Annotated in this window: 12 protein-coding genes; 3 read left to right on the forward strand and 9 right to left on the reverse strand. The window is 66.1% G+C overall.

Annotation, left to right across the window (positions count from 1 at the left end):
* Positions 1 to 223 precede the first annotated feature (223 nt).
* The 3 genes from ACERNI_RS13320 to ACERNI_RS13330 all read left to right on the forward strand — a co-directional run bounded on the left by ACERNI_RS13320 (position 224) and on the right by ACERNI_RS13330 (position 3,777).
* Complete coding sequence (locus ACERNI_RS13320) at positions 224 to 1,384, forward strand: phosphoserine transaminase (RefSeq protein ID WP_448833754.1); 1,161 nt, start codon at positions 224 to 226, stop codon at positions 1,382 to 1,384.
* Positions 1,385 to 1,526: 142 nt separating this feature from the next.
* A complete protein-coding gene (gene serA / locus ACERNI_RS13325; protein WP_448833755.1) occupies positions 1,527 to 3,125 on the forward strand; it encodes a phosphoglycerate dehydrogenase in 1,599 nt (532 codons plus the stop codon).
* A gap of 391 nt (positions 3,126 to 3,516) precedes the next feature.
* The gene (locus ACERNI_RS13330) at positions 3,517 to 3,777 is read left to right on the forward strand and encodes a hypothetical protein (protein WP_448833756.1); all 261 of its coding nucleotides are present in this window, start codon (positions 3,517 to 3,519) and stop codon (positions 3,775 to 3,777) included.
* 242 nt (positions 3,778 to 4,019) lie between these two features.
* On the opposite strand, the gene ACERNI_RS13335 is transcribed toward ACERNI_RS13330, so the two are convergent.
* From ACERNI_RS13335 to ACERNI_RS13375, 9 genes are all read right to left on the reverse strand, one after another.
* Positions 4,020 to 4,790 carry a class II aldolase/adducin family protein gene (locus ACERNI_RS13335; RefSeq protein WP_448833757.1) on the reverse strand — a complete coding sequence of 257 codons (771 nt, stop codon included), beginning with the start codon at positions 4,788 to 4,790 and terminating at the stop codon, positions 4,020 to 4,022.
* A gap of 270 nt (positions 4,791 to 5,060) precedes the next feature.
* Positions 5,061 to 5,624 carry a DUF4337 family protein gene (locus ACERNI_RS13340; RefSeq protein WP_448833758.1) on the reverse strand — a complete coding sequence of 188 codons (564 nt, stop codon included), beginning with the start codon at positions 5,622 to 5,624 and terminating at the stop codon, positions 5,061 to 5,063.
* Between the two features lie 36 nt (positions 5,625 to 5,660).
* Positions 5,661 to 6,557, reverse strand: a complete 897-nt coding sequence (locus ACERNI_RS13345; RefSeq protein WP_448833759.1) for an acyl-CoA thioesterase — start codon at positions 6,555 to 6,557, stop codon at positions 5,661 to 5,663.
* A 165-nt stretch (positions 6,558 to 6,722) separates the two neighbouring features.
* Positions 6,723 to 7,955 carry an acetyl-CoA C-acetyltransferase gene (locus ACERNI_RS13350; protein WP_448833760.1) on the reverse strand — a complete coding sequence of 411 codons (1,233 nt, stop codon included), beginning with the start codon at positions 7,953 to 7,955 and terminating at the stop codon, positions 6,723 to 6,725.
* Between the two features lie 259 nt (positions 7,956 to 8,214).
* A complete protein-coding gene (locus ACERNI_RS13355; protein WP_448833761.1) occupies positions 8,215 to 9,411 on the reverse strand; it encodes an ABC transporter substrate-binding protein in 1,197 nt (398 codons plus the stop codon).
* A gap of 207 nt (positions 9,412 to 9,618) precedes the next feature.
* The gene (locus ACERNI_RS13360; RefSeq protein ID WP_448833762.1) at positions 9,619 to 9,894 is read right to left on the reverse strand and encodes a GNAT family N-acetyltransferase; all 276 of its coding nucleotides are present in this window, start codon (positions 9,892 to 9,894) and stop codon (positions 9,619 to 9,621) included.
* A gap of 190 nt (positions 9,895 to 10,084) precedes the next feature.
* Positions 10,085 to 11,509, reverse strand: a complete 1,425-nt coding sequence (locus ACERNI_RS13365) for a 4Fe-4S binding protein (protein ID WP_448833763.1) — start codon at positions 11,507 to 11,509, stop codon at positions 10,085 to 10,087.
* Positions 11,473 to 12,306, reverse strand: a complete 834-nt coding sequence (locus ACERNI_RS13370; RefSeq protein ID WP_448833764.1) for an FTR1 family iron permease — start codon at positions 12,304 to 12,306, stop codon at positions 11,473 to 11,475. The genes ACERNI_RS13365 and ACERNI_RS13370 overlap by 37 nt, the downstream gene beginning before the upstream one ends.
* An 11-nt stretch (positions 12,307 to 12,317) precedes the next feature.
* Positions 12,318 to 12,629, reverse strand: coding sequence for a cupredoxin domain-containing protein (locus ACERNI_RS13375; RefSeq protein WP_448833808.1), 312 nt, complete (start codon positions 12,627 to 12,629; stop codon positions 12,318 to 12,320).
* Positions 12,630 to 12,636: the final 7 nt, after the last annotated feature.

The following is a 12,636-nucleotide window of genomic DNA, read 5'->3' on the forward strand; positions in this document are numbered from 1 at the left end:
ATCGGGCGGGCGCGTCCGTATGGCGCGCCGGCGGCAGCATTTGCTGGCAAGGCTTTCTGCCAGCCCTGCCGCTGATCGCATCCGGACCCCGTCAGGGGCCTCCTGCCGCCATCTGATCTTTCGCTTACATGAATTTCTCTTGCGCCCTGTCGTCAACAGGCGTACCGCCATTGGCGGGACACTTCCCCCCAACGGGAAGCGCCCATCTGTGAGGATGGATGACATGACGACAAAGCCTGCTACCCGGCCCGCACGGCCGGAGTTTTCGTCTGGCCCCTGCGCCAAGCGCCCCGGCTGGAGCCTTGAAGGGCTCGCCGATACGCCGTTTGGCCGCTCGCACCGCGCCAAGGTCGGCAAGGACAAGCTGAAGCTTGCCATCGACCTGACCCGCGAGGTGCTGCAGGTCCCCGCTGACTACCGTATCGGCATCGTGCCGGCCTCCGACACCGGCGCCGTGGAAATGGCGCTGTGGTCGCTGCTGGGCGCCCGCCCGGTCGACATGCTGGCCTGGGAAAGCTTCGGCGAAGGCTGGGTCACCGACGTGGTCAAGCAGCTCAAGCTCGACGCGCGCATTTTCAACGCGCCTTACGGCGAACTGCCTGATTTCGCCCAGGTCGACGTCGCCAATCGCGACGTGGTGTTCACCTGGAACGGCACCACCTCCGGCGTGCGCGTCGCCAACGCGGACTGGATTCCGGCCGACCGCAAGGGCCTGACCATTTGCGACGCCACCTCGGCGGCCTTCGCCCAGCGGCTGGATTTCAGCAAGCTCGACGTCGTTACCTTCTCCTGGCAGAAGGTGCTGGGCGGCGAGGGCGCACACGGCATGCTGATCCTGTCGCCGCGCGCCGTGGAGCGACTGGAGAGCTATACGCCGGCCTGGCCCATGCCGAAGATTTTCCGCATGACCTCGAAGGGCAAGATTTCGGAAGGCATCTTCAAGGGCGAGACCATCAACACGCCGTCGATGCTGTGCGTTGAGGACTATATCGACGCCCTGCAATGGGCGAAGTCCGTTGGCGGCCTCGACGGCCTGGTCGGCCGCGCCGACGCCAACGCGAAGACGCTGAACGACTGGATCGACAGCCGCGACTGGATCGCCAATCTGGCGGTGAAGCCGGAGACCCGCTCGAACACCAGCGTCTGCCTGGTGATCTCCGACGCCGGGGTGCTGGCCAAGGGCGCCGAGGCTGGCGCCGCCGTGGCCAAGGGCATCGCCTCCAGGCTTGAGGCCGAGGGCGTGGCCTATGACATCGGCTCCTATCGCGACGCGCCGGCCGGCCTGCGCATCTGGTGCGGCGCCACGGTGGAGGCCGCCGATGTGGCGGCCCTGACCCAGTGGCTCGACTGGGCCTTCGCTGAGGAAAAGGCGAAGCTCGGCTGATGGTTTTCACGGCGCGGGGACCGCTCCCGCGCCGCCATGGCCGCCGAAACCTGAACGGCGGCCGTTTCCCCCGACATGACCGCGCCGCTGCCGGCAGCGTTTGGCCTGGCCGCGCGCGACGATGATCCCGGAAGGTGATCTCATGACCGCCAAAGCGCCCCGCGTCCTGATTTCGGACGCCCTTTCCCCCGCCGCCGTCCAGATTTTCCGCGATCGCGGCGTTGACGTCGATTTCCAGCCGGACCTCGGCAAGGACAAGGACAAGCTCGCCGCCATCATCGGCGACTATGATGGCCTCGCCATCCGCTCCGCCACCAAGGTGACGGCGAAGATCCTTGAGAACGCCAGGAACCTCAAGGTGATCGGCCGCGCCGGCATCGGCGTCGACAATGTCGACATTCCCGCCGCCTCGTCGCGCGGCGTCATCGTGATGAACACGCCCTTCGGCAATTCCATCACCACCGCCGAGCACGCCATTGCCCTGATGTTCGCGCTGGCGCGCGAGATCCCCGCCGCCGACGCCTCCACCCAGGCCGGCAAATGGGAAAAGAACCGCTTCATGGGCGTCGAGATCACCGGCAAGACGCTGGGCGTGATCGGCTGCGGCAATATCGGCGCCATCGTCGCCGAGCGCGGCGTCGGCCTGCGCATGAAGGTGGTCGCTTACGATCCATTCCTCTCGCCGGAGCGGGCGCTGGATCTTGGCGTCGAGAAGGTGGAGCTGGACGAGCTGCTGCAGCGGGCCGATTTCATCACCCTGCATACGCCGCTCACCGACAAGACCCGCAACATCCTGTCGGCTGAAGCCCTGGCGAAGGCGAAGAAGGGCGTGCGCATCATCAATTGCGCCCGCGGCGGCCTGGTGGACGAGGCGGCCCTGCGCGCCGCCCTCGACAGCGGCCATGTGGCCGGCGCCGCCTTTGACGTCTTCGTTGAGGAGCCGGCAAAGGACAATGTGCTGTTCGGCCATCCCAACGTGGTGTGCACGCCGCATCTCGGCGCCGCCACCACCGAGGCTCAGGAGAACGTCGCCTTGCAGGTCGCCGAGCAGATGTCCGACTATCTGCTGCGCGGCGCCATCCAGAACGCCGTCAACTTCCCGTCGATCACCGCCGAGGAAGCGCCGAAGCTGAAGCCGTTTGTCGAACTGGCCGAGAAGCTTGGCTCCTTCGCCGGCCAGCTCACGGAAACCGGCCTGAAAAGCGTGCACATCACCTACGAAGGCTCGGTTGCCGGGCTGAAGGTGAAGGCGCTGACCGCCTCGGCAATCGCCGGCCTGCTGCGGCCCATGCTGCAGGACGTCAATGTGGTGTCCGCCCCGTCCATCGCCCGCGAGCGCGGCGTGGTGATTGAGGAGACGATCCGTGAGGCGGAAGGCGAGTATGACGCGCTGATCACCCTCTCGGTGACCACCGACACCCAGACCCGCGCGGTCGCCGGCACGGTGTTCGCGAGCGGGCGCCCGCGCATCCTGTCGGTCAAGGGCATCAAGATCGACGCGGAGCTGGGGCCGTCGATGCTCTACGTCTCCAACGAGGACAAGCCGGGCTTCATCGGCCGCTTCGCCAGCATTCTTGGCGAGGCGGGCGTCAACATCGCCACTTTCGCCCTCGGCCGCGACCAGCCGGGCGGCTCTGCCATCGCCCTGGTCGAGGTTGATGGCGTCGTGCCGGAGAAGGCGATCGCGGCGGTGAAGGACATTGCCGGGGTCAAGCAGGTGAAACCGCTCAACTTCGCGTAACAGACCGCCGGACTGCATTGTCCGGCCACTGCCGCCATGCGGCCCGCAACTCTTCTGTCGCCATCGCAAGCTGATTGCGGTGGCGATTTTTATTGCGATACACTGTTGGCATATCTGTCATTCAGCTCTTCACATGACGTAATCCTGCAAGAACAGGCGGCGCATGCGGTTTGCCCGCATGATCGCCGCCATGCGTCTGGCCAGCCGGTGGGGTCGCCATCTGGCCCGGGCGGCGGGCGCCAGATCTCACGGGCAATTCATGCGTGCATCGGCAGCCATGAGGGATCTGCGGCCCAGCTTTATCATTTCCGGGCGATCGTGTAATTTGTGAATATTTATATGTACTTACGTGTATAAAATGATTGTTGTCAAGATTTCAGGGTTTATATTTTTGTTGCTGCTTCCCGTGTGCCTGATGCGGCAGGTGGTTGTGGAAGAGGTCCACGTTAACGCGCCGGGCGCGGCGCTGCCTGTGATCGGCCCCCCATGTGGCGACGCCAGCCGTCCAAAGACGCCCGGAGCGCTGGCGTCCGGTGGCGATCATGCCCCCGAGGCTGGCAAGAGTTTCGGCGTCGCGCCAGCCTGCAAGGTGGATCTGGATCAGGCGCGTCAGAATGGTCTGCCCCTGTTCCCCGACGCCGCCCTGCGTTAGCGCAGTTTTGGATCAATCTGGAGCGCAAATCACTCCAATTTTCCCTGTTCTGGGCGAATGCTGCCCGGAAGGCGCGCGAGCGCGGGATGCGTTCGGGTTGAACGGTAGCTCCACTCCAGCGCATTCGTTTCGCATCATGCTCTGGCGCGCCCGCTGGCAGGGCGCCCGCCGCCGCGCATCGGCACGCGCGGCGGCGAGGCCGGACGGAGACGGGCTCCGCCTGGCCGGAAAGAGCTTCAATATCAGTCGCGGTAACCGGGGTTGTGCCGGTCCAGCTTGCGCAGCAGGGCGGGCCAGGCAAGGCGGTCGGCCACCTTCATCAGGCCATTGGGAGAGGAGCCGACTTCCGCGTTCTTCTCGATGACCTGTTCCTCGGTCGGGTAGATGGCGCTGCCCATGGCGAAGGTGCGCACCTGCATGGAGCAGGCCCGCTCCAGGTAGTACATGCGCATGAAGGCAGTAGCCACGGTCTTGCCGACGGTGAGCGTGCCGTGGTTGCGCAGCAGCATCAGGTTCTTGTCGCCAAGGTCGCGCTGCAGACGGGGACGCTCATCCAGGTCGAGGGCGACGCCTTCGTAGTCGTGATAGGCGAGGTCGTCGGAGATGAGCTGCGCCGTCTGGTTGAGCGGCTGCAGGCCAAGCGACGTCGAGGCGACGGCGGTGCCATCAAGGGTATGAAGGTGCATGACGCAATGGGCGTCTTCCCGCACTTCATGCACGGCGGAATGGATGGTGAAACCGGCCGGATTGACCTTGTAAGGCGTTTCGCCAACCGGATTGCCGTCCAGGTCGATCTTCACCAGGCTCGAGGCGGTGATCTCGTCGAACATCATGCCGTAAGGGTTGATGAGGAAGTGATGCTCCGGTCCAGGCACGCGGGCTGAGAGGTGTGTGAACACCATGTCGTCCCAGCCATACATCGCCACGAGGCGGTAGGCGGCGGCGAGGTCTATCCGGACCTGGCGCTCGGCTTCGTTCATCTTGTCGAGGCTGACGACATTGGCCGCTGTCATGGCATTTCTCCCTGATAATCCTGTCTCGCCGGAGAACGGAGGCTGCTTCCGGCCGGCGGCGTGGATTTTTTATAACGCCCAGATTTATGGACCCAAACACAAGCCGGCGCCACCCGCATATGCGTGATGCCAGAACCGGGAATGCTGGAGCCTGATGCGAGTAAGCGGATATCGCTTATTCGCAAAAAAAATCATGCGATGCCAAAAAGTTAGAGCAGTGATGCGATGTAGCCTGAACGCATCACGCTCCGGGGTATCCGCGACCGGGTTTCACGCCAGCCAGCCGCCAAGGCCGAGCAGCGTTCCGGCGGCGCCGAGACCCATGGCGGCGAGCCACGGCCAGCGGCGCGGCCGGGCGATGATCGAGATGGTGGCGATGGCGATGGCGATCTGCACCAGCATCACCGCCCAGGTCAGGATCTCGTGGCGGTCGCCGCGCCGTTCGGCCTCCCGCAGGCTGGCGAGCGACAGGTTTTCCTGGGCGCGGGCATGGGCGGCGAGGGCCTCGTCGTCCCTGTCGTTGAAACGGGCCTGCGCGTCGCCTGTCCTGCCCAGCGCCTGCCGCACCATGCGCGCGTCCAGCGCCGACCAGGCGTCGGTGGCCTTGTTCTGATGGATCAGCGCCTGGGAGGCGGCGGCGGAAGACGCGGCGCTTTGCATGGATTCGATGCTGCCGAGAATGACGCCGGTCACGGCGAGAATCGCCATGGTGACGGAAACCCGCGTCACCAGCGGGTCTTCCAGCAGCGGTGGTTTGCCGCTGTCGCGCGCCGCCTCCAGGGCCTCGTTCTCGCTTTTGAGCTCGTCCGCCGTCTGTTCCGCCAGTCTGGCCATGGGGGCTCTCCGGTTACGGCAACGCCAGGCGGCGGATCAGTCCAGCGGCGTCAGGCGCTGCTCCACGCGCGCCCGCTCGGCTTCGGACAGGGCGACGGCGCGGCGGCTGTTGTGGTCGAGAATGGCGACGATCACCTCGGAAGCGGCAATGCGCCGGCCGGTGGCCGCGTTGTACATGCCGTGTGAGAAGCGCATGGTCTTGCCGAGGAATTCAACGACCTGGCTGTGCGAGACGATCAGTTCGCCGGCACTGGGCATGTCATTGTAAGTGAGCCGGTTTTCGACGACAACACTGCCGCGGTGGCTCGCCAGCAGTTCGGCGACGTCGAGGCCCATATGGGCGAACAGATTGCCGACGCCATCGGAAAACCGGCCCATTACCTGCTCGGTGGCCATGCGGCCGGAGACGTCGCAATCCCATGGCTGCACCATGCCGCGATAGACTTCGACGAGGCCGCGCGCCCGCGCCCGGTCCAGATCGAGCGGCTGGCGCGGCTCCTCGAAGGCGACGCTGCGCGGGGCGTCGCGCTCTGGCAGGGCGCCTGAGAACTGCGCCATCAGTTCGCGCTGTCGGGCGCTCCAGGCAACCGGCGCGCCGGAAGCGCGGTCGATCTGCCGGTCGATGCTGATGAAGCTCGTTGCGACTTCGCCCGCGCAGTGCAGCTCGTGATGCAGCACGAGGCTGTCGTCGCGGATCTCAATGACCCGCGTGCGGAAATCAGCCATGTCGCCGGTGTTCAGCTCACGCCGGTAACGGATGTGATGGGTGGCGGGAATGAGGGCGCAGCCGGCCGGAACCTCCAGCGCGTGGGCGACGAAGCCCATCGTCTGCGCCAGGCGCGTCATGTAGAAGCGCACGTTGAGATGGTTGTTCTCGTCGCATTCCCAGGCGTTGACGCCATTGCGGCAGCCGCTGATCCACTTGTCCGTCACGGGTTGTTTCCCACCTGTCGCATCATGTGCCGCCGCCTTCAGGGCGGCGTTGGCAAAACAATCCGGCCAGACATGGCCTGGCCGGACGATATCTTCACGCCGTTGCATGTTCTGGCGCATGTTCTGGCGGAAAGCGGCGCGCGCCTCCCGCCAGGACTCCTGGCCTCAGACGGCGCGCTCGAACACCGCCGCGATGCCCTGACCGCCGCCAATGCACATGGTCTCAAGGCCATAGCGGCCGTCGCGACGCTTCAGCTCGTGCATCAGATTGGCGAGGATGCGGCCGCCGGTGGCGCCGATCGGGTGGCCGAGCGAGATGCCCGAGCCGTTGACGTTGAGGATGTCGTGACGGCTGTCGTCGTCCGACCAGCCCCAGCCCTTGAGCACGGCCAGCACCTGGGCGGCGAAGGCTTCGTTCAGCTCGACCAGGTCGATATCGCTCCAGCTGATGCCGGCGCGGGCGAACAGGCGCTCCACGGCCGGCACCGGGCCGATGCCCATGCGCGACGGCTCGCAGCCGGCGGCGGCCCAGCCAACGAACCAGCCCATCGGCTCCAGACCCAGCTCTTCCAGCTTGTCCTCGGCGACGATCAGGCAGGCGGCGGCGGCGTCGTTCTGCTGGCTGGCGTTGCCGGCGGTGGTGACGCCGCCCTTCTCGATCGCCCGCAACTGGCCGAGGCTCTCGGGGGTGGCGTTGGCGCGGATGCCCTCGTCCTGGGCGAAGATCACCGGATCGCCCTTGCGCTGCGGCACGGCGACCTTGACCAGTTCGTCGTTGAACTTGCCGTCCGCCCAGGCGGAGGCGGCGCGCTGGTGGCTGCGGGCGGCGTAGGCGTCGCAGGCTTCACGCGAGATGTTGTAGTCGCGGGCCAGGTTGTCGGCGGTCTCGATCATGCCGGAGATGACGCCGAAACGGCTGATCGGCTGGCTCATGACGCGGCCGCGGGTCAGGCGGTCATGCAGGGTCACCGAACCGGAGCGGGCGCCATTGCGCATGTCGGTGGAGTAATACTCCACATTGCTCATGCTCTCGACGCCGCCGGCCACGACCACGTCGGCGACGCCGGTCTGGATCAGCATGGAGGCGTCGATGATCGCCTGCAGGCCCGAGCCGCAGCGGCGGTCGAGCTGGTAGCCCGGCACCGAGATCGGCAGGCCGGCGGCCAGCAGCGACCAGCGGGCGATGCACGGGGCCTCGCCATTGCCGTAGCCCTGGGCGAAGACGACGTCGTCAATGCGCTCGGGATCGATCTGCGTGCGCTCGACCAGTTCCTTGATGATGATGGCGCCGAGATCGCCAGCGGCGATGCTGGACAGGCTGCCCTGGAACTTGCCGACGGCGGTGCGGATGGGGGAGACGATGGCGGCGCGGCGCAGCCCCGGGGTTTTGGTGCTCATCCTGTCGTTTCCATATGGACGCGTTCCCATTGGGGGAGCCGTCGGTTGCCCCACGCTGGCGGGAAGCCGGCGCGGGAAAAAGAGGGATGCAACGCCGGGGCGTCGCCACCCCCGCGTCGTCGGCCAGAAAACCCGGCTCCTGGCCTTCTTATAGCCCCGCGGCGGCGTCGCCAACAATTGCTGGCGCGACATGCCTGGCCAGCCAGGGTCAGCATCCGCGTCTGGCCGCCTGTCCGTGCGTTGCGCACAGCCAGGACGCTTACTGGACCAGCCCGCCCGAGATCTCCCAATCGTCGCCATTGAACGCGCCCATGTAGAATTTCGTGACCGGCGCGTAGTCGTCGGGGGAGATGTTCAGGGTGATGCCCGGCAGCAGGATCGGGCTTGTCTGTCCCTTCAGATTGGTGGCGTGCTTCAGTACGTTGGCGCGGGTGAGGTTATCGCCGCAGGCTTCCAGAATCCGCTTCATGACGAGGGCGCTGGAATAGGCGTAGAAACCGACGTCGTCGTCCGCTGGCGTATCCGGCGACCACTTCGCCCGGAATGCCTCATATGCCTTCACGTCCGGGTCATTCTTCCATTTCGGGCTGGCGACGTGCTTCACGCTCTGTACCGTCATCAGACCTTTGGCGTTTTGCAGCCCCGCGCCTTCCAGCAGCATGCGGGTGGCGGAGGCGCTCATCAGATAATGCAGGGCGGGCCAGTTCAACTCCTTCACCTTGCGGATCGACTGGGTGACGAACTTGCCGGTGCTGGCGTTGAAGAACACATTGGCCCCGGAGCGGGACAGGGTGAGGATCTGTGAATCAACGGTGGGTTCGGTCAGGTCGTACATCTGCTCCGAAACGATCAGCCGGCTGGCCTGCTCGCCGAGGCCCTCGCGCAGTCCCTTGATGAAGTCGCGGCCAAGGTCATCGTTCTGGGCGAGCACGCCGATTTTCGCGTCAGGCCGGTTCTTCAGGATCCAGCGGCCAAAAATCTTGCCCTCGGTGACATAGAGCGACAGGGCGCCTGTCGACCAGGGGAAGTTTTTGGGATCGCTCCACCGCGATGAACCGGAGCCGATCATCAGTTGGGGGATGCCCTTGCCGTTGAGGTATTTCTGTACGGCGGCCTGGGTCACCGTGCCGTTGGACGACAGGGTGGCCAGCACTCCGTCGCCTTCGACCAGCCGCCGCGTGGCCTCGACGGTCTTGGCCGGATTGTAGGCGTCGTCCAGCGAAATCAGCGTTACCTTGCGGCCGTTGATCCCGCCCTGCTCGTTGATCATGCGGAAATAGGCCGTCTGGGTGCGGCCGACGATGCCCACATACGAAGCCGGACCACTGTACGGCATGGTCTGGCCGAGTTTGATCTCCGTGTCCGACGCGCCCTGGTCATATTTCTTGTCCGCCGATGCGGCTGGAAAACACAGGGCCACGGTCGCGAGCGTGGCTGCAACAAGCCTGCGTATCATGCGCTTCCTCCAGGTTCGCGCTTCCATGTCCGCTCTTGCGGCGGTCAATGGAGGTTATGCGATCCTGCGGCGCCGTCCATGAATTTTTGACGGTGTTATAAAATTAATATGTCAATCTATTGATTGACTTGCCCGCGCTCCGTCTCGCACGGCGCTTCCGCACGCAACTCCTGGGCGCAACGCTTGCGCCGCGTTCTGGCGCGGCGCTCAACTGAGGATCAGGTCAGCGTATTGGGGGTGCTGTTTCAGCATGCGCTGCACAAAGGGGCAGCGCGGAATGATCTTGCGTCCACGGGCGCGGATGTTGTCGAGCACGCCCAGCACAAAGCGGGCGCCGACGCCCTTGCCGGCAGCGCCTTCCGGGACCTCGGTATGATCGAGGCTGATGGCGTCGAGGGTGTCGTGATAGTCGAGGATGGCAAGGCCCCATTCGGTCTGCATCTCGAAGCGTGAAGCGGATGTATTGTCGCGAATGTCCGTCACTGGTCGTCTCCCGCGTCGTTGCGGCTCCAGGGCAAAACCAGCGCATGTGGACGCCGGGTTCCGCGTTTGTCAGGTCTGGCGCGTCTGATGGCAGGTTGTGGCGCCGGACAGGTTCTGGAGAAGCGCAATGGCCTGAGCATGGGCCGCGCCGGCCGCGCTTGCAACCAGGCGGCGCCTGCAACCGGGTGGTTCACCAGACCCAGAACAGCATGACCCAGTGGACGAGGCCGCAGGCGACGGCGAGGGCTCCCGCCGCGAGGCAGGCCAGGCGGGCGGCGGGCGCGCGGGCGTAGCGGCCGGCGATCGACCAGATCAGCCACAGGCTCCAGGCGCAGGCGCCGGCCAGCAACAGGGCGCGGGCGTCGGAAATCCAGCGCAACCCCAGGCCTTCCGCCCGCAATTGCGTGACGGTGATGGCCGACAGGCCAAGGAACACGCCGCAGCCGGCGATCGGGATCAGCCCCTGCGCCAGATGATGGAAGCGACGGCTGTCGAACGCGCCCAGCGCCCGCGTCGCCAGCCCCAGACAGCCGTAAACCGCCGCGCCGGTGAGCGCGGCGGCGGTGAGCACATAGGCGATCATCAGGCCGCCGTCGAGCGGCGTCATCATGTCGTTCTGGTCGGGATAGTTGGTGAGGATCCACCAGGGCAGATGCGGGTTCAGCGGCCAGAGCAGGCCATGACCGACCAGCCATTCCGCCAGCCACTGCTTCGCCGTCACATAAAACGGGCTCTGGGTCCATTCGAACGCCCCGGCGGCGAGACCCATCAGGCCAAAGGCGATCAGCGCGGTCTCCCACGGCTTCGTCTCGTCGCCGGCGACGGAGACGACCTCCTGGTTTGGCGCGCGCGGCGCCATGGCCACCGCGTCGCGAAAGCCGGCGCAGCGGCCGCACATGTGGCAGGCCGAGCCGCCGCGCATGGTGCGGATCGGCACCAGCGGCGCGCAATTGACGGCTGGAGGCGGCCCGTCCTGGTCACGCCGCCACTGGTCCCACTTCAGGCGGTCAACGCCAAAATGCACCGGCGCCAGCTTGGCCAGCAGGCCGAACACCCCGTTGACCGGGCACAGGTAGCGGCACCAGACGCGCTTGTCGCGACCGTACAGGAAGCCGATGACCATGGCCGCCAGGGTGGAGCCGCCGAGCACGATGATGACCGGCTTGGGGTATTGATAGACGCTGACCATCTGGCCGTAGATCGTGGTGCCGGCGAAAGCGGCGAACGGCCAGCCCTTCCAGCGGATCCAGCGCGGCGTGGCGCGGCCAAGGCCGCGATGGCTGGCGAATTCAGCCAGCGCGCCCTCCGGGCAGAACACGCCACACCAGGCGCGGCCCATCAGCACCATGGAGAGCAGCACGAATGGCCACCAGATGCCCCAGAAGGCAAACTGGGCGAACAAAGTGGCGTTGCTCCAGATGTGCGACAGGCGGGTGGGAACCGGCGTCAGCAGCGGCAGGAACAGCAGGGCCGCGTAGGCGGCGATGATGAACCACTGCAACCGCCGCACGCCGCGCTGGTGGTCGCGCAGCCATTCCCCGGCGCCCCGCGCAAGCCTGGAGAGCGGGGACGGGGCGGTCAGGCCGCGCGTGGTTCCGGACGGTTGAGCAGCCATGTCATACATATCCAGAACGCGGCGAGCGCCAGCACTTCAACCAGAACCGGGCGGGCCCGATAGCCGGTCAGGCTGGAAACCAGTCCGCCGAAGGCGCCGCTGTCCGGCAGCAGCGCCGAGGTATCCCACAGTTTCGACGACAGTTGCGGAATAACGCCAAGAGAGATCAGGTGGTCAAGCCCGTTGATCACCAGGCCGCCCGCCAGCAGCAGCAGCATGACCTCGGTCACCCGGAAGAACACCCGCCACGACAGCAGCCGGCCGCCGGCCTGCAGGGCCCAATAGGTCAGCGCCGCCGCGCCGAAGCCGAGCGCCGCCGAAAACGCGCCGCTCCACCAGGAAGCGCTGGCTGAGGCCATGGTTCCATACAGGAACACCGCCGCCTCAGCGCCCTCGCGCAGCACGGCGAGGGCGGCCAGAGTGAACACGCCCAGCCAGTGGGAGCGGGTGGCGGCGTCGTCGAGCGAGGCGTGCAGCTCGGTTTTGAGCGTGCGGCCATGACGGCGCATCCAGAACACCATCTGCACGATCAGGGCGGCGGCGATGAACATGATCGCCATCTGGAAATATTCCTGGCCCTCGTCGCCCAACGCCTCACCCGCGAACAGCAGCATCGCCGCCAGGGCGACCGCGCCGGCAAGGCCCGCGACCACGCCGGCCCACAGCCATGCCCGGCCCCGGGCGCGCTCCGCCGGCGGGCGCGCCGCCAGCCAGGCGTTGAGAATGCCGACGACGAGCAGCGCCTCGATGCTCTCGCGCCACATGACGAAAGCGACGTTGAAATCGGGAGACAACATCAGCTCAGGACCTATTTCGCGACCAGCACGGCCGGCGGCGAACCGGGGTGAAAATCATCGAAGAAGCTGTATTCGCCCGGATCAAGCGTGCGGATCACCATTACGGTTTCGACGCCTGGCGCCAGCACCTTTTCCTTGCGCAGCTCCAGGCTTTCGAATTCGGCGGCGCTGGTTCCGTGATTGACCAGCTCCAGCCTGAAACGGGTTTTGGCTGGAACCTCCAGCCGCAGCGGCGTGATGACGCCGTCGCGGAATTCGATGCGGAAGGTCGGCTCGTCGGCGGCGTGGGTGGGCGTGGCGGCCAGCGGCAGCCCAAGGGCCATGGCGGGC

The sequence above is a fragment of the Camelimonas sp. ID_303_24 genome, assembly GCF_053543495.1.

Bases quoted from the DNA above. Each gene is read 5' to 3' on its own strand.
- ACERNI_RS13320 (WP_448833754.1), top strand. From the start codon at position 224: ATGACGACAAAGCCTGCTACCCGGCCCGCACGGCCGGAGTTTTCGTCT.
- serA (WP_448833755.1), top strand. From the start codon at position 1,527: ATGACCGCCAAAGCGCCCCGCGTCCTGATTTCGGACGCCCTTTCCCCC.
- ACERNI_RS13335 (WP_448833757.1), bottom strand. From the start codon at position 4,790: ATGACAGCGGCCAATGTCGTCAGCCTCGACAAGATGAACGAAGCCGAG.
- ACERNI_RS13340 (WP_448833758.1), bottom strand. From the start codon at position 5,624: ATGGCCAGACTGGCGGAACAGACGGCGGACGAGCTCAAAAGCGAGAAC.
- ACERNI_RS13350 (WP_448833760.1), bottom strand. From the start codon at position 7,955: ATGAGCACCAAAACCCCGGGGCTGCGCCGCGCCGCCATCGTCTCCCCC.
- ACERNI_RS13355 (WP_448833761.1), bottom strand. From the start codon at position 9,411: ATGATACGCAGGCTTGTTGCAGCCACGCTCGCGACCGTGGCCCTGTGT.
- ACERNI_RS13365 (WP_448833763.1), bottom strand. From the start codon at position 11,509: ATGGCTGCTCAACCGTCCGGAACCACGCGCGGCCTGACCGCCCCGTCC.
- ACERNI_RS13370 (WP_448833764.1), bottom strand. From the start codon at position 12,306: ATGTTGTCTCCCGATTTCAACGTCGCTTTCGTCATGTGGCGCGAGAGC.
- ACERNI_RS13375 (WP_448833808.1), bottom strand. From the start codon at position 12,629: ATGGCCCTTGGGCTGCCGCTGGCCGCCACGCCCACCCACGCCGCCGAC.